The sequence below is a fragment of the Pseudomonas sp. PsB genome, assembly GCF_043658375.1.
Taxonomy (GTDB): Bacteria; Pseudomonadota; Gammaproteobacteria; order Pseudomonadales; family Pseudomonadaceae; genus Aquipseudomonas; species Aquipseudomonas putida_Z.
Map to the genome: position 1 here is coordinate 12,068 of NZ_JBIGLU010000015.1, position 16,086 is coordinate 28,153.

15 protein-coding genes and 1 pseudogene are annotated in these 16,086 nt (G+C 65.1%); 7 read left to right on the forward strand and 9 right to left on the reverse strand.

Translation table 11 applies throughout. From position 1 onward, the window contains the following. Positions 1-153 precede the first annotated feature (153 nt). Positions 154-1,218 (forward strand): hypothetical protein, encoded by a 1,065-nt coding sequence (locus tag ACGLHT_RS17975; RefSeq protein ID WP_274078725.1) that lies wholly within the window; start codon positions 154-156, stop codon positions 1,216-1,218. Between the two features lie 112 nt (positions 1,219-1,330). Here the strand turns inward: ACGLHT_RS17975 and ACGLHT_RS17980 are convergent, their stop codons facing one another. The 3 genes and pseudogenes from ACGLHT_RS17980 to ACGLHT_RS17990 form a co-directional block, all read right to left on the reverse strand. Continuing rightward, positions 1,331-2,071, reverse strand: coding sequence for a methyl-accepting chemotaxis protein (locus ACGLHT_RS17980; protein ID WP_370290711.1), 741 nt, complete (start codon positions 2,069-2,071; stop codon positions 1,331-1,333). Positions 2,072-2,185: 114 nt separating this feature from the next. Beyond that, a pseudogene (gene mcpA / locus ACGLHT_RS17985) lies at positions 2,186-3,262 on the reverse strand (methyl-accepting chemotaxis protein McpA); the annotation flags it as partial. Positions 3,263-3,359: 97 nt separating this feature from the next. Further along, a complete protein-coding gene (locus ACGLHT_RS17990; protein ID WP_137163450.1) occupies positions 3,360-4,238 on the reverse strand; it encodes a LysR family transcriptional regulator in 879 nt (292 codons plus the stop codon). 102 nt (positions 4,239-4,340) lie between these two features. On the opposite strand from ACGLHT_RS17990, the gene ACGLHT_RS17995 reads away from it, so the two are divergent. Then, a complete protein-coding gene (locus ACGLHT_RS17995; protein WP_137163451.1) occupies positions 4,341-4,769 on the forward strand; it encodes a PACE efflux transporter in 429 nt (142 codons plus the stop codon). 122 nt (positions 4,770-4,891) lie between these two features. On the opposite strand, the gene ACGLHT_RS18000 is transcribed toward ACGLHT_RS17995, so the two are convergent. From ACGLHT_RS18000 to ACGLHT_RS18025, 6 genes are all read right to left on the reverse strand, one after another. After that, on the reverse strand, positions 4,892-5,953 hold the full coding sequence (locus ACGLHT_RS18000; RefSeq protein WP_025338406.1) for a hypothetical protein: 1,062 nt from the start codon (positions 5,951-5,953) through the stop codon (positions 4,892-4,894). A 243-nt stretch (positions 5,954-6,196) separates the two neighbouring features. Beyond that, positions 6,197-6,865 (reverse strand): GntR family transcriptional regulator, encoded by a 669-nt coding sequence (locus ACGLHT_RS18005; RefSeq protein WP_137163452.1) that lies wholly within the window; start codon positions 6,863-6,865, stop codon positions 6,197-6,199. 16 nt (positions 6,866-6,881) lie between these two features. Continuing rightward, positions 6,882-7,586, reverse strand: a complete 705-nt coding sequence (locus tag ACGLHT_RS18010) for a FadR/GntR family transcriptional regulator (RefSeq protein WP_274120476.1) — start codon at positions 7,584-7,586, stop codon at positions 6,882-6,884. A gap of 44 nt (positions 7,587-7,630) precedes the next feature. Beyond that, complete coding sequence (locus tag ACGLHT_RS18015; RefSeq protein ID WP_108480307.1) at positions 7,631-8,941, reverse strand: C4-dicarboxylate transporter DctA; 1,311 nt, start codon at positions 8,939-8,941, stop codon at positions 7,631-7,633. A 342-nt stretch (positions 8,942-9,283) separates the two neighbouring features. Next, positions 9,284-9,763, reverse strand: coding sequence for an Lrp/AsnC family transcriptional regulator (locus ACGLHT_RS18020; protein ID WP_025338409.1), 480 nt, complete (start codon positions 9,761-9,763; stop codon positions 9,284-9,286). Positions 9,764-9,931: 168 nt separating this feature from the next. Then, a complete protein-coding gene (locus ACGLHT_RS18025) occupies positions 9,932-11,680 on the reverse strand; it encodes a sigma-54-dependent Fis family transcriptional regulator (protein ID WP_137163455.1) in 1,749 nt (582 codons plus the stop codon). A gap of 224 nt (positions 11,681-11,904) precedes the next feature. Here ACGLHT_RS18025 and ACGLHT_RS18030 point away from each other — a divergent pair, with 224 nt between their 5' ends. The 5 genes from ACGLHT_RS18030 to ACGLHT_RS18050 are packed head-to-tail and all read left to right on the forward strand — an operon-like array spanning position 11,905 to position 16,057. Next, positions 11,905-12,999 (forward strand): ABC transporter ATP-binding protein, encoded by a 1,095-nt coding sequence (locus tag ACGLHT_RS18030; RefSeq protein WP_274078729.1) that lies wholly within the window; start codon positions 11,905-11,907, stop codon positions 12,997-12,999. Beyond that, positions 12,999-14,108: an ABC transporter ATP-binding protein gene (locus ACGLHT_RS18035; RefSeq protein ID WP_137163457.1), complete on the forward strand. Its 1,110-nt coding sequence runs from the start codon at positions 12,999-13,001 to the stop codon at positions 14,106-14,108. Before ACGLHT_RS18030 ends, ACGLHT_RS18035 begins: the two co-directional genes overlap by 1 nt. Continuing rightward, complete coding sequence (locus ACGLHT_RS18040) at positions 14,105-14,968, forward strand: carbohydrate ABC transporter permease (protein ID WP_013971875.1); 864 nt, start codon at positions 14,105-14,107, stop codon at positions 14,966-14,968. The genes ACGLHT_RS18035 and ACGLHT_RS18040 overlap by 4 nt, the downstream gene beginning before the upstream one ends. A gap of 3 nt (positions 14,969-14,971) precedes the next feature. Beyond that, a complete protein-coding gene (locus tag ACGLHT_RS18045) occupies positions 14,972-15,772 on the forward strand; it encodes a carbohydrate ABC transporter permease (protein WP_013971876.1) in 801 nt (266 codons plus the stop codon). A 12-nt stretch (positions 15,773-15,784) separates the two neighbouring features. After that, positions 15,785-16,057: a DUF2160 domain-containing protein gene (locus ACGLHT_RS18050; RefSeq protein ID WP_013971877.1), complete on the forward strand. Its 273-nt coding sequence runs from the start codon at positions 15,785-15,787 to the stop codon at positions 16,055-16,057. The last annotated feature ends 29 nt before the right edge of the window (positions 16,058-16,086 follow it).

The following is a 16,086-nucleotide window of genomic DNA, read 5'->3' on the forward strand; positions in this document are numbered from 1 at the left end:
CTTGTGTCGCGATGGGGCGCGAAGCGGCCCCAGGATCTCAGCTTCGCAGCAAGAATCGCCGGGGCCGCCATGCGGCCCTATCGCGACACAAGGCCGCTCCTACACGGGGTATGTGGTGGCAGTGAGACAACAACAATAAATCCAGAGGTTCACATGCAAGAGCAGCTGAAGATTGCCGGCGCGTTTGTCGGCGTGATCGTGGGGGCGGGGTTCGCTTCGGGGCGGGAACTGTTGTTGTTCTTTGTCGATTTCGGTGTGTGGGGGCTGGTCGGTGCGCTGGTCAGCGCAGCCTTGTTCACCTTCCTCGGCATGGCCCTGGCGGGGCTGGGCAATCGCCAGCAGGCCACTTCGCACAAGGATGTGATCCAGGCCATCTGCGGCCGTCACCTGGGCCTGTTCGTCGACTGGCTGATCACCTTTTTCATGTTTGCCGTCACCGTGGTCATGTTGGCCGGTGGTGGTGCCTTGCTGGAGCAGCAGTTCGGCATCCCGGCGCTGGCCGGCAGCGTGCTGGTGACGCTGGTGGTGGTGGGCATCGTGTGCCTGGATGTGCGCAAGGTGATCCTCGCCATTGGTGCTATCACGCCGTTGCTGATCCTGGTGGCCTCGGCGATTGCGTTGTACGCCGTGTTCAGCCGGGAGCAGAGCTTCGCCCAGCTCGACCAGCTGGCCAGCCAGCAACAGGCGGGCACCCGTCACTGGCTGCTGGGGGCGTTCCTGTACGTGTCGTACAACATCGTTGCCGGCGCGCCGATCCTGGCCATCCTGGGCGGCTCGGCCAAAGGCGAGAGAACCGCGGTATGGGGTGGGCTGCTCGGTGGTGCGGCACTGGGCGGGCTGATGCTGGTGATGAGTGCCGGGCTGTTGTCGCGCCTGGACAGCGTGGTTGACCTGCCGATGCCGATGCTGTCGATCGCCAACGAAGTATCGCCACTGCTGGGGCTGGTGATGTGCCTGATCATCTTCGGCATGATCGTCAACACCGCGGTGGGTACGTTGTTCTCGTTTCTCTCGCGGCTCATGCCGGCGGGTACGGCGAAGTTTCGCTGGGGCTCGGTGGTGACCGGGGTGGTGGCTTTCGGCTGCAGCCTGGTGGGGTTCATCAGCCTGGTGGGTGAGGTGTACCCGCTGTTCGGCTACCTGGGCTTCGTGCTGATGGCTGCGGTGCTGCTGGCCTGGGTCCGGCGGAGCAAAGTGGTTAAAGCGGCGGTGGCGTAGGGGGCTGCTGCGCAGCCCGATCGCGACACAAGGCCGCTCCCACAAGGATCGCATGGCACCTGTGGGAGCGGCCTTGCGTCGCGATTGGGGCGCAGAGCGCCCCCCTGGGTCATCAGATCCTGAAGCTGCCTACCAGCTGCTTCAGGCGCCCGGCCTGCTGGGCCAGTTGGTCGCAATGGCGCAGGGTCTCGTTGAGGTTCTCCACCCCTTGCTGGTTCAGGGCGTTGATCTGGGTGATGTCCAGGTTGAGGCTCTCGACCACGGCGGTCTGCTCTTCGGTAGCGGTAGCCACCGATTGGTTCATGCCATCGATCTCGCCAATGCGCTGGGTCACGCTGGCCAGGCGCTCGCCGGCCTGGTTGGCCACCTGCACGGTCTGCTCGCTGGAAACCTGGCTGGTGTTCATGGTGTGCACCGCTTCGCGCGAGCCTACCTGCAGGCTGGTGATCATGCGGTGGATTTCTTCCGCCGATTCCTGGGTGCGGTGCGCCAGGTTGCGTACCTCGTCGGCCACCACGGCAAAGCCACGGCCGGCCTCACCGGCACGGGCCGCTTCGATGGCGGCGTTCAGCGCCAGCAGGTTGGTCTGCTGCGAGATGCCCTTGATCACGTCGAGGATCTTGCCGATTTCGTCAGTGCTGGCGTTGAGCGTTTCGATTTGCGCGCAGGACTCGCTGATGCGCTGCGACAGGGCGGTCATGGCGCTGATCGCTTCTTCGACCACTTCACGGCCACCGTGGGCCTGTTCGCTGGCACCGCTGGCATGCTGCGAGGCATCGGCGGCGTTGCGGGCGATTTCCTGGGTGGCGGCACCCAGTTCGTTGATCGCTGCGGCCACGCTGTTGGTGCGCATGCTTTGCTCTTCGGAACCGGTGATCGACGCATTGGAGGCATTGACCACCTTTTCCGACAGGTCGTGCACCAGGCGGGTTGCCGAGGACACTTCGCTGATCGAGGCATGGATGCGCTCGACGAAGCGGTTGAACGAAGTGGCCAGTTCGCCGAACTCGTCCTTGTTCTGCACGGTCAGGCGGCGGGTGAGGTCACCTTCGCCCTCGGCGATGTCGCGCATGGCGCGGCCCATGGTGGTCAGCGGGCTCATCAGCACCGGGATCAGCAGGCCGAGCAGGCCGGCGATGGCCGCCACGGCGATCAGCATGGCGATGATCGCCGAGGTGCGGAACTGGCTGAGCGCGGCGTAGGCCTTGTCCTTGTCGATCGACAGGCCGATGTACCACTGTGCCGAAGGCAGGCCGGCCACCGGGGCGAAGGAGATGATGCGGTCCTGGCCATTGAGGGTGACATCCTGCATGCCGGCGGCGACTTGCAGGTTGCTGCCGGGGTAGATGTCCTTGAGGTTTTTCATCACCTGGTCTTTGTCGGGGCTGACGATCACCTGGCCATTGCTGTCGGCCAGGAAGGCGTGGCCGATGCCGCCGAAATCGACCGAGTTGATGATCTCGACCAGGGTGTCGAGGGTGACGTCACCGCCGACCACACCGATCAGCTCGCCATTGCCCTTGCTTTTCACCGGCGTGGCGATGGTGACCATCAGGCCGCCGACAGCACCCTGGTACGGGGCAGTCAGCACGGTCTGCCCGGCGCTGGCCGCGGCGCCGTACCAAGGGCGCTGACGTGGGTCGTAACCGGCCGGCATCTGCGTATCGGGGCGCTGGGTGAACACACCGTTGGCCTGGCCCAGGTAGGTGAACAGGAAATTGCGCGTATAGGACGGCTGCTCGATCAGCCCGGCCAGGGTGTCGCCGGCACCTTGCTGGGCGATGTCCTGGGCCAGGTTTTCCAGGACCAGGATGCGCCCGCTCATCCAGTTCTGCACGCTGCTGGCGGTCAGTGCGCCGGACTGCTGCACCGAAGCTTCGATGTTCTGGCGAATGGTGTTGCGTTGCAGGTAGTCGTTGTAGAGCGTGAACAGGGCAAATGCCAGGACTACGACGCCGCAGGCGCTGAGCAGGATCTTGTGGCGAAATTTCAGGTTCATGTTTCGAGACCTTGGGCCAATGAGGGGAGGGCGCAGCACGCTCATGACGCATTGCGCAACCTATCGTTCGGGATATCGGCTCAAGGGGTAAAAGATTGAAGTGCTTACAGAAATTTCTTACGGTCATTTCGACGGACGGCATTCACTGGCTACACAACTGCTCGATCAACAGGCGTGCAGCCTGCTGCAACGGTTGTTGCTTGCGCCAGAAGATGTGTACCGGCAACTGCAGCTCGTTGCGGGTGTTGCGAAAATCCAGGCGCACCAGGCGCCCGCTGGCCAGCAGTGGCGCGACCCGCGACAGCGGCAGGTCGCCCCAGCCCAGGCCGGCCTCCACCATCTGCAGGGCGAGGTCGAAGCTGTCGGTTGACCAGTGCGTGGCGCCTATCAACGGGCGTGGGTCGGCCAGCGGCAGGTCACGGCTGCGCACCAGGATCTGGCGCACCCGTGTCAGGTCTTCGAGGTAGTGGATACGCCCCTCGCGCAGGGCCGGGTGGGCGGGCGACAGGGTGGCCACCAGCGACTCCATGCCGATGTGCTGGAAGCCGCGCCGGGCATCTACCTGCAGCCCGGCAAAGGCCACGCAGAGGTCGGCGCGGCCGCTGTCCAGCAGGTGCACGGCCTCTTCCTGCGGGGCGCTGAGCAAGGCGATGTCCAGCAGCGGGTGCCGCTCACCCAGGCGAGCGATGGCCGTCAGCAGCGGGCGGTGGTCGATGTCCGGCACCACCGCCAGGGTCAGGCTGCTCTCCAGCCCCTGGGACAGCTCCAGGGCATGCACCTGCAGCAGCCCCAGCTGCTCGGCGATCAGCCGGGCATGGGGTTCCAGCGCCATGGCCTGGGCGGTCGGGCGGACTTCCCGCGGGCCGCGCTCGAACAGGGTGTAGCCCAGTTCGGCCTCGAGGTTGCCGATGGCCATGCTCACGGCCGAAGGCACCCGCTGCAGGGCGCGCGCGGCGGCGGAAAACGAACCGCGGTCGAGCACGGCGAGAAACAGCTGGATATTGTCGCTGGAAAAGTTCATGGCAGCCTCCTGTCAGTAGATCTGACAGCTGCTGACTTTTGCTGTCAAGCATGATGAAGCATGATCGCGCCCCATCGCTTTTGTCATTGGAGGTAACCCCGGGTGCAGGGACTCAAACGCAAACTGGTCTACGTGACTTTCTATGAACTGATCGGGCTGTGCATGTCGACCCTCGGACTGGCCTACCTGTCGGACACCCAAGCGTCGCATACCGGGCCTCTGGCGGTGATGATCACCACCATCGCCATGCTCTGGAACCTGATCTACAACACCCTGTTCGAGTGGTGGGAAAGCCGCCAGGCCAAGCGCGGGCGCAGCGTGGCACGGCGGGTGGTGCATGCCATCGGCTTCCAGCTGACCCTGGTGGTGTACCTGATCCCGCTGATTGCCTGGTGGCTGGACATGACATTGCTGGAGGCGCTGCTGGTGGACATGGCGTTCATCGTGCTGGTGCCGTGCTACACCTTTGCCTATAACTGGGCGTTCGACCGGATCTTTGGCTTGCCCAGCTCGGCCTTGGCAGCAGCCTGATTCAACCTGTTCCGGCCTTTTCGCAGCACAAGGCTGCTCCTACAGCGACCGCACAATCTTCAGGCGGGTGCGGTCCCTGTAGGAGCAGCCTTGTGCTGCGAAGAGGTCGGAACAGTCAACCACTAAGGCGGCAGGCGAATGATCAAAGGCTCCTGTTGCTGCTTCACCTGCTGCTCGACCGGTTGTTCCGCCGGCCGCGGCGCACTGGCCAGCAAGCTGTCCTCGACCTGCCCCGACAGGTAGTACACCCCCGACATGGCCCCGCTCTGGCGGTTCTCCATCAGCTCCTGCCATTCCTGGTTCAACGCCACGTTGAGGATCACCCGCAACTGCTCGACCATCTGCGGGTGTTCGCGGTCATGGGTCATCATCCCGTAACCGGCTGCCGCAATCGAAATCATCGCCCCCGCCACCTTGCCCACCGCCGACGCCACGGCACTGGCGATGCCGCGCGGGGCCAGGGTGGCGCCGAGCTTTTCGCTGGCCTGGTTGGCCACCGAGTTCAGCCCGACATCGGTCTTGCCGGGGCCTTTGCTGGCCTGCTGGTGCAGGTGCTGGCGCATGGCTTGCCAGGCCGGTTGCTGGGCCAGCGACTTGGCCCGTAGCAGTTGGTACAGGCTGGCATTGCGCGCATCCGGCGGCCCCAGGGCGATGGCGGGAATGCGGTTGAGGCGCTGGCTGAACTGCTCGGGGGGCGCGTTGTAGCGGCTGATGATGGCCGGCAGCTGCTGGCCGAGCAGTTGCAGGTACAGCTCGCTGGCACGGTCGCGGATGCCTTCGGGGTTGATCTGCTCCGCCACCGGTTCGATCACCCGCTTGTGGTACTGCTCCTGCAGGTACAGCGCCAGGCGCTTTTCCGCCGGCTCCCGGCCTTCACCACTGTCGATCTTGTACCAGGCCACCTTGAGGGTCAGCCACTGCTGGGTCCAGTAGCCGGTGAACCAGGGGATGAAGTCGCTTTCGGTGCGCTGCTGCACCTGTTCTTTCCACACTCGCATGGAGCGCCGGGCATAGTCGTTGGCCGAGCTGGCGGCGCCGACCGAGGCTTCGATCAGTTCCTGGTCGATGCGTTGCCAGGCGGCGGGGGTGAGCACCACCGGTGGTGGCGGGACAGGTGGCGGCTTGCCTGCGCAGCCGGCCAGGGCCAGCAGCAGGCACAGCAGCAGGAGGACTCGAGTGCTCACGCAACCGCCTCCCTGATAGAGGCTGGGGTGGTTCTCGGAGTATAGGGCGGGGAGTGAAGGGCTGCCGTGCAGCCCATCAGCCATCGCCCGGCCAACGCGATCCATGTAGGAGCGGCCTTGTGTCGCGAAAGGGCCGCAAAGCGGCCCCGGCAATTTCTGCTGCACAGCTGAAATCCTGGGGCCGCTTCGCGCCCCATCGCGACACAAGGCCGCTCCTACAAGGGGGGCGTCAGCTTGAATCGGTCATTCCAGGTCGAGCTTTTCTTCCAGGCGGTCGAGATGCTGGTGCATCAGCCCCAGCGCTGCCTCGGCATCGCCGTGCTCCACGGCATCGATGATCGCCGCATGTTCCTGCCACGCGCAGTGGTCGCAGCATGGCGACTCGTAGCGGGCGATGATCAGCGAGGTCATCGGCACCAGGCCGTTGAGGAACCGTGCCAGTGGCGCATTGGCGGCCACCTGCGCCAGTTTCAGGTGAAACTCGCCGCCCAGGCGGATCGCCGCACAACGCTCGCCGTTCTCATGGTGCTGGCGCTCGCGCTCCACCAGTTGTCGCAGCTGGCGAATCTGTACCGGCCGGGCGCGTTGCGCGGCCAGGGTGATCAGCGTGGTTTCGGCCAGGCGCCGGGCGCTGAGCACCTGGCGGGCCTGCTCCGGGTCGGGCGCGGCCAGATGCGCAGTGTGGCTGGGGCGCTGCACCACCACCTGCTGGTCGGACAGGCGCCCGAGCACGCGGCGGATCACTGTACGGCTGACGCCAAAGGCATGGCCCAGCGCCTGTTCGGGCAACAGGCTGCCAGGTGGCAGGCGCTGTTCGAGAATGGCATCGAACAGCCGCGGGTAGATCTGCTCGGCCGACAGGCGGGTTTCGCCGGCCGCGAGCAGGGCCGGCAAGTGAGGGGCGGCGTTCATGGTCGCTCTCCTGGGGTCATTGATGCGGGTGTTCGTCCGGGATGTTCAACGGGATGCCCATGCGCAACCCTTCGGCCAGGATGTGCTGGCGCATCTGGGCACTGGCCTGGGCGCTGCTGCGCTCACGTATGGCGCGCACCACCGCTTCGTTTTCCTTCAGCCGCGCGGCCAGGTGCTCTGGCGAATTGCGCAGCATGTCGGCGCTCTGCTTGAGGGCATTGCCGGTCTGTTGCACCACGCTCTGGAAGATCGGGTTGGTGGTCAGGGCGAACAGCGCTTCATGGAAAGCGATGTAGGCCCTGACGCCGGCTTCGCTGTCATCGGCCTCCAGCGCTTCACGCATGTCCATCAGGGTCAGGCGCAGCTGGCCGATGTCCTGGCTGTTGGCCGACTGCGCCACCAGGCCGACGATGAAAGGCTCAAGGGTGTAGCGCAGCTCCAGCACGTCGGCCAGGCTGGCTGCGGCGCTGGTGTCCACGCCCGGTTCCTGGGCGGCGGCATCGGCATCCAGCACCAGCACGCCCTTGCCCGGCAGCGAACGCACCAGGCCCAGGGTTTCCAGCACGGTCACCGCTTCGCGCAGGCTGGGGCGGCTGATACCCAGTTGTTCGGCCAGCTCGCGCTGGCCTGGCAGCATGTCGCCGGTACGCCATTGGCCTCGGGCGAGGGCCTGGCGCAGTTTTTCCACCACTGAGTTGACGACGGTAGATGAGCTGATCACGGTTCGCTCCTGGAAGGGCCGGCATCAGTGCCGGCCACGTTCGCTCAGAATTCCTGTTGATGGGGGGTGGGCTGCTTGCGTGGCGTGGGGGCGAAGCCGGGTTTGCCGTCGAGCACGTTGTGCGCGCGTTCCAGGTCGATGTCCTTCTCCCAGCGGGCGATGGCCACGGTGGCCACGCAGTTGCCGATCAGGTTGGTCAGCGCCCGGCCGATGCCCATGAACCAGTCCACCGCCAGTACCAGTACCAGGCCGACCACCGGGATCGCCGGCACGGCGGTCAGGGTAGCGGCAAGGATCACCAGCGCCGAGCCTGGGATGCCGTGAGCGCCCTTGGAAGTCACCAGCGACACCAGCAGGATGGTCAGCAGGTCGGTCATTGCCAGTGGCGTGCCGGTGGCGTTGGCAATGAACACGATGGCCAGGGTCAGGTAGATGGAGAAACCATCGAGGTTGAACGAATAGCCGGTGGGGATCACCAGGCCGACGGTGGAGCTGCCGATGCCCAGGTGCTCGAGCTTGCGCATGATCTGTGGCAGTACGGCATCGGACGAGGCGGTGCCCAGCACGATGGTCAGCTCTTCACGCAGGTACTTGATCAGTGGCAGCAGCTTCAGGCCCGACAGGCGCATGACCGTGCCCAGCACGATCAGTACGAAGCCGGCACAGGTCAGGTAGAACAGCGCCACCAGCCCGCCCAGGTGTTGCAGCGATTCCAGGCCGTACTTGCTGGTGGTGAAGGCGATGGCACCGAACACGCCGATCGGTGCCAGGCGCACGATCATGCCCATGATGCGGAAGATCACGTGGCTCAGTTCGTTGATCAGCCGCGAGATGCCGGCTGCCGAGTCACCTACCAGGTTCAGCGCGCTACCGAACAGTACCGAGAACAGCAGCACCTGGAGGATGTTGTTGTCGGCGAAGGCGCCGATCACCGAGGTGGGGATCAGGTCCATGAAGAATGCCGTGGCACCGTGGATGTGCTGGCCGCGCTCGGCCAGGCTGCTGGCGTCGGCGCTGGACAGTTGGTCCAGGTGGATGTTGGCGCCGCTGCCGATGCCGCTGGTGAAGGCGAACACCAGGCCGATCACCAGCGCCAGGGTGGTCAGCACTTCGAAGTAGATCACCGACTTCAGGCCGATGCGCCCGACCTTTTTCAGGTCACCGGCGCCCGAGATACCGCTGACCACCACGCAGAACACGATCAGGCCGATGAGCATCTTGATCAGCTTGATGAAGCCGTCGCCAAGGGGTTTGAGTTGCAGGGAAAGGTCGGGGAAGCTGAGACCGCAGGCGATGCCGAGGGCAAGGCCGAGCACGACTTGAAGGAAGATCGAACGCGAGCACCATTTGAGCATGGGAGGGATCTCTGATCGGTGTCCTTGCTTCGGTAGCCGCACGGGGCGAAAGAGCGCAGGACTTAATTATTGTGGTCTTACCGGTTTGTTCAGCGCGAAGCCATGAAAGCGCGAAAAATCCGACATTGCAAGGATTTTTGGCCTTACCGGTCTGACCAGTTGTGGGGCGATCCAGCCTGCCTCGCTCTAATTCGGTGCGTCTGGTTGATCGGGCCGCAGTGCGGCCGTTCGCAGGTGAATCGCAGCGGCGAACCGCGTGCGCACATGAATCAGATCAGGCTTTGGCCAGTGCCTCGGGCACCGTTGCAATCAGCTTGCCAAGCGCCATGCCGAGATAGCGCGTCAGCGAGCCATTGGCTTGACCTCGGCCAGCACCGGGTGCGCGACCAGCTTGTCGATGTGCAGGGTGTCGTCGTTCATCCAGCTTTCGCTGAGCAGCCGGTAGTGCTCCATGTCGCGGCAGCGCAGGCGCAGGCTGTAGTCGAAGTGGCCGCTGATCAGCTGGCACTCGTGCACTTCCGGGCAGTTGCGCAGGGTGGCTTCGAAGGCCTTCTGCGCGGCCCGCCCGCTTTGGTTGGACAGGGCGACCAGCACCAGCAGCGACACCCCGGGCGCCACCTTCTGCAGGTCGATGATCGCCCCGTAGCCGCGGATCACGCCACGGCGCTCCAGCTTGCGTACGCGCTCCAGGCAGGGGCGGGGGGTGAGGTGGACGAGGCTGGAGAGCTTCTCGAAGGTGATGCGGCCGTCATGGCGCAGGATGTCGATGATCGCTTCGTCGATGCGGTCGAGGGGGTGGGCGTTGGCGTCCTTGGTGTCCATGCGCTTGGGCTTCGTTCGGAAGAGGGCATGGGACAGGTTAGGCGGTAAAGGGGGCCGCTGCGCGGCCCATCGCGACACAAGGCCGCTCCTACAAGGGATACGCGGTCCTCGTGTAGGAGCGGCCTTGTGTCGCGATTGGGCCGCAAAGCGGCCCCAGGGAATCAAGCATCACTGCTCACGCAACCGCTTGTACAGCGTGGTGCGGCTGATCCCAAGCCCGCGCGCCACCGCCGACAGGTTGCCGTTGGCTTGCTCCACCAGCGCGTGCAGGTCCGCTTCCTCAGTGGCAAGCAGCACGGGGGCCTGCAATTCGGCCAGAAATCCTGCAGGCAGGTGCTCGACGCCAACCGGCCCATTACCCGCCAAGGCCAGCGCCACCTGCAGCACACTCACCAGTTCACGCATATTCCCCGGCCAGGGGTGCCGATCGAGCAACTCGATAATGGCCGCAGGCAGCCGCGCAGGCTGCCCGGGGTCGCGGTAGCGCGCATGCACCTGCTCGATCAGCTGTCGGCGATCACTGCGCTCGCGCAGCGGCGGCAACACCACCGCCAGCCCGGCGATGCGGTAATACAAGTCCTGGCGAAAGCGCCCGGCGCGCACTTCTTCGGCCAGGTCGCGGTTGCTCGCCGACACCACGCGGATATCCACCGCCACCGGTTCGCCGCTGCCCAATGGCTGGATACTGCGCGTCTGCAGCACGCGCAGCAGGCGGGCCTGGGTGGGCAACGGCATGTCGCCGATTTCGTCGAGGAACAGGATGCCGTGGTGGGCCTTGCGGATCAGCCCCGGGTTGCCCTTCTGGTGGGCACCGGTGAACGCGCCCTTGTCGTAGCCGAACAGTTCCGACTCCACCAGCTCGGCCGGGATCGCCGCGCAGTTGACGGCGATCAGCGGCTGGCTGGCGCGGCTGCTGGCCCGATGCAGGGTATCGACGAATACCTCCTTGCCTACGCCGGTTTCCCCCTGCACCAGCACCGGAATGTCCTTTTCCAGCAGCAGGCCGGCCTGCGCCAGGGCCTTCTCCAGGCGTGGCTCGGCGCTGCTGGCGGCGGGTCGGCCGGGGGCCTCGCGCGGCGGCTGCCACTGGCAATGAAAGCGGTTGCGCCCGGTGGCTTGCAGGGCGAAGGGCTGTTGCCGGGGATGGCTGAGCAGCTGTTGCAGGGGCAACTGGAACAGTTGCGCGATGTTCTGCTGCCGTGGGTTGCCCCCGAGCAGGGTGTCGGCCCGGTGATTGGCGGCCAGCACCTGCCCGTGCTCATCGAACACCAGCAGGCCGGCCCAGGGGCTGTCGAGGTTGTCGGAGGCGCTGTTGAAGATCAGTTGCGCGTGCTGGTCGGCGTGCTTGGCGAGGATCAGGCGGTTCTCCAGGCTCTGGCCCATCATGCGCACCAGGCCCAGGGTCTGACTGGCGGGCAGGTAGCCGTCGCTGGCCACATCGAGCACCCCGACCAGCTGCCGCTCGGCGTCGAACAGCGGCGCGGCGGCGCTGGACATGTAGCGATTCTGGCGCAGAAAGTGCTCGTCCTGGCCCACGTGAATCGCCTCGGCGCAGACCAGCGCGGTGCCCAGCGCATTGGTGCCGACACCGCGCTCGTGCCAGTGGGCACCGGCGCTGAAACCATGCTGCTGGCGCGGCTCGATGAACCGCCGCGAGCCCCAGCTGTCGAGCAGGCAGCCACTGGCATCGGCCAGCATCACCAGGTAGCTGGCATTGCCCAGCAGGTGCGCATATTGCGGCAGCACCGCTTCGCGGGTCAGGCGCAGCAGGGCCTGGCGCTGCTCCAGCAGGGCGTTCAGCTCGGCGCGGGTCAGGCAGTCGAAGTCCGGGGCGTGCTGGGGTTGCAGGCCGTGGTCGCGGCAGCGAGCCCAGGAGGCCTGGATCTGTTGGGCGTGGGGCGAAGCGGATGCGGCCATGGGCCTGTCCTGTGTGATTGTTGTCATGGGGCCGACCGCTGTTCAGTGTCGTGCACGGTTGTTCAATGTCAAACCGGCAAGTGTTCAGTTGTTCAGTGCTTGTGTTCACTTGTGAACCTGCGATTGGCCGGTGTTGCCAGCAAGGCCCCGGGCCAGACGGTCGCGGCGCAACTGGCACGAAACTGGCTGTGCCCGGCAGACAAAAACCACAAGAAGGCCACGCCATGTCCCTGGTGCTGGAACAGGTCAGCCGCAGCGTCGGCAACCAGGCCTGGATCGTCGATGCCTCACTGCGTTTCGAACCCGGCTCGTTCAACGTGCTGCTGGGCCGCACCCTGGCTGGCAAGACCAGCCTGATGCGCCTGATGGCCGGGCTCGATCGCCCGGACCGGGGGCGGGTGCTGATGGATGGCCAGGACGTGACTGGCGTGCCGGTGCGCCAGCGCAATGTGTCGATGGTGTATCAGCAGTTCATCAATTACCCGACCCTCAGCGTGTACGAGAACATTGCGTCACCGCTGCGCCAGGCACGCATGGCCGAGCCCCTAATTCGCCGACGGGTGCAGGAAACCGCCGAAATGCTGCGCATCGAAGCCTACCTGCAGCGCCTGCCGCTGGAGCTGTCCGGTGGCCAGCAGCAACGCACGGCAATGGCCCGGGCGCTGGTCAAGGATGCCTCGCTGATTTTGTTCGACGAGCCACTGGTCAACCTCGACTACAAACTGCGCGAGGGCCTGCGCCAGGAACTGCGCGAACTGTTCGCGGCACGCCACTGCATTGCCGTGTATGCCACCACCGAGCCCAACGAGGCGCTGGCTCTGGGCGGTACCACCACCCTGGTGCATGAGGGCCGTATCGTCCAGAGCGGGCCTACTGCCGAGGTCTACCAGCGCCCGGGCAGCGTGCTGGCTGCCGAGCTGTTTTCCGAGCCGCCGATCAACCTGGTGCCTGGCCGTATCAGCGGCAACGACGTGAGCCTGGCCCAGGCCGTGCATTTTGCCCGCAATGCTGACTTGCAGCCGCTTGCCGAGGGTGAATACCGCTTTGGCGTGCGGCCCAGCCACATCAGCCTGGTGCCGGCCCACGACGATGACCTGGAACTGTCGGTGCTGGTGGAACTGGCCGAGATCAGTGGTTCAGAGACCTTCCTGCATGTGCGCAACGAGCACTGGCGCATGATCCTGCACCTGCCAGGGGTGCACGAATACCAGGTGGACACGCCGATCCGCGTGTTCATCCCCACCCACAAGCTGTTCGTGTTCGACAGCGCCGGGGCGCTGGTGCAGGCCCCGGGGCTACGCCAGGCAAGGAGAGGGTGATGGCCGAGATCCGCCTGCGCCAACTGGCGCACAGCTACAGCCGCCAGCCCGCCAGCGAGGCGGACTATGCCCTGCACGCGCTGGAGCATGTGTGGGAGCAGGGCGGTGCCTACGCCTTGCTCGGGCCGTCGGGCTGCGGCAAGTCGACCTTGCTCAACATCATTTCCGGGCTGCTGACACCGTCCCACGGCGAGGTGCTGTTCGACGGCAAGCCGGTCAACCAGCTGTCACCACAGGCGCGCAACATCGCCCAGGTGTTCCAGTTCCCGGTGGTGTACGACACCATGACGGTGTTCGACAACCTGGCGTTTCCCTTGCGCAACCAGGGGCTGGACGAAGCCCGGGTGCAGGCCCGGGTGGAGGAGATTGCCGAGGTGCTCGATCTCTCGGCCGTGCTGCGCAAGAAGGCGCGCAACCTCAGTGCCGACGAAAAGCAGAAGGTCTCCATGGGCCGTGGCCTGGTGCGCGATGATGTGTCGGCGATCCTGTTCGACGAGCCGCTGACGGTGATCGACCCGCACCTGAAGTGGAAGCTGCGGCGCAAGCTCAAGCAGATTCACGAGCAGTTCAACATCACCATGATCTACGTCACCCACGACCAGTTGGAAGCCTCGACGTTCGCCGACAAGATCGCGGTGATGCACGGCGGGCGCATCGTCCAGTTCGGCACCCCGCGCGAACTGTTCGAGCGGCCGCGGCATACCTTCGTCGGTTACTTCATCGGCAGCCCGGGGATGAACCTGATCGAGGTACGCGCCGAAGCGGACGGGGTGGCGTTCGGCGATATTCACCTGGTGCTGCCCGGGCAACTGCGGGAGCACCTGCGAGAGCGCCTGGCGGCCACAGGCGGTGGACGCCTGCAGGTAGGTATTCGCCCGGAATTCGTGCAGCTGTGGGACAGCCCGTTCGATGATGCCTACCCGGCACGGGTGCTGGACGTCGAGGACCTGGGCACCTACCGCATCGTCACCCTCGAACTGGGCGGTGTCGCGCTCAAGGCGCGCCTGGGCGAGGACCGCCCACTGCCGGTGGCCCAGGCCTGGGTCAGCCTGCCGGCGCAGTGGCTGATGCTGTACGTCGACGATGTGCTGCTGGAGGTCGGGCCATGAACAAGGTGCCGAACAACAAGGCCTGGTGGCTGGTGCTACCGGTCTTCCTGCTGGTGGCATTCAGTGCGGTGGTGCCGATGATGACAGTGGTCAACTACTCGGTGCAGGACATCTTCGACCAGTCCAACCGCTACTTCGTCGGCGCCGACTGGTACCGCCAGGTGCTGCGCGACCCGGCGCTGCACGATGCGCTGCTGCGCCAGTTCATCTATTCCGCCTGCGTGCTGCTGATCGAGATCCCGCTGGGCATCGCCATTGCCCTGACCATGCCGACCAAGGGGCGCATGGCCTCGGTGTGCCTGATCGTCATGGCCATCCCGTTGCTGATCCCGTGGAACGTGGTCGGCACCATCTGGCAGATTTTCGGCCGGGCCGACATCGGCCTGCTCGGCGCCACCCTGGCCAAGCTCGGGGTCAGCTACAACTACGCCGGCGACCCGTTCGACGCTTGGCTGACCGTGCTGGTGATGGACGTGTGGCACTGGACATCGCTGGTGGCGTTGCTCTGTTATTCGGGGCTGCGCGCCATCCCCGACGTTTACTACCAGGCTGCGCGCATCGACCGCGCCTCGGGCTGGGCGGTGTTCCGCCATATCCAGTTGCCCAAGCTGAAGAACGTGCTGCTGATCGCGGTGATGCTGCGCTTCATGGACAGCTTCATGATTTATACCGAGCCCTTCGTGCTGACCGGTGGCGGGCCCGGCAACGCCACCACCTTCCTCAGCCAGACCCTCACGCGCATGGCCGTGGGGCAGTTCGACCTGGGCCCGGCGGCGGCATTCTCGCTGGTGTACTTCCTGATCATCCTGCTGGTTTCGTGGCTGTTCTACACAGCCATGACCCATGCCGACAAGGACTAGGCCATGAGCACGCGCAAATCGCTGGCCCTGTTGCTGTACTTCTTCTTCCTGCTGGTGCCGATCTACTGGCTGCTGAACATGTCGTTCAAGAGCAACACCGAAATCCTCGGCGGCCTGACCCTGTGGCCACAGGCGTTCACCCTCGACAACTACCGGGTGATTTTCACCGATGCCAGCTGGTACAGCGGCTACATCAATTCGCTGTACTACGTGTGCCTGAACACGCTGATTTCGCTGCTGGTGGCGCTGCCAGCGGCATATGCCTTCTCGCGTTACCGCTTCCTCGGGGACCGGCACCTGTTCTTCTGGCTGCTGACCAACCGCATGGCGCCACCGGCGGTGTTCCTGCTGCCGTTCTTCCAGCTGTATTCGTCGATCGGCCTGTTCGATACCCATATCGCCGTGGCCCTGGCCCACTGCCTGTTCAACGTGCCGCTGGCGGTGTGGATCCTCGAAGGGTTCATGTCTGGTGTGCCGAAGGAAATCGACGAAACAGCCTACATCGACGGCTACAGCTTCCCGCGCTTCTTCGTGAAGATCTTCATCCCGCTGATTGGCTCCGGCATCGGCGTGACAGCGTTTTTCTGTTTCATGTTCTCCTGGGTCGAGCTGCTGCTGGCGCGCACCCTGACCTCGGTGAATGCCAAACCGATCGCCGCTGTGATGACCCGTACCGTGTCGGCCTCGGGCATCGATTGGGGCGTGTTGGCGGCGGCGGGGGTACTGACCATCTTGCCGGGCATGCTGGTGATCTGGTTCGTGCGCAACCATGTGGCCAAGGGCTTCGCCCTGGGCCGGGTGTGAGGAGGGCAAGGCATGGAGTGGATGGCCTGGACCTTGCCGACGGCGCTGTTCTTCGCCGCCGTTGGCGTGCTGCTGCTGGGCATGACCCTGCTCGAACTGCGCCGCCCCTGCGTGGAGCGACGCGGCTTCCTGCCGCTGGTCACCAGCCGTGGCGACCGCTTGTTCATCGGCCTGCTGGCCAGCGCCTACCTGCATTTGCTGGTGGTTGGCGTCAGCGAGTGGCCATTGTGGGTGGCCTCGCTGCTGTCGCTGGCGTGGCTGGTGGTGGTGCTGCGCTGGGGCTGAGCGAGCGGCCCTGTGGGATAACTGAAACG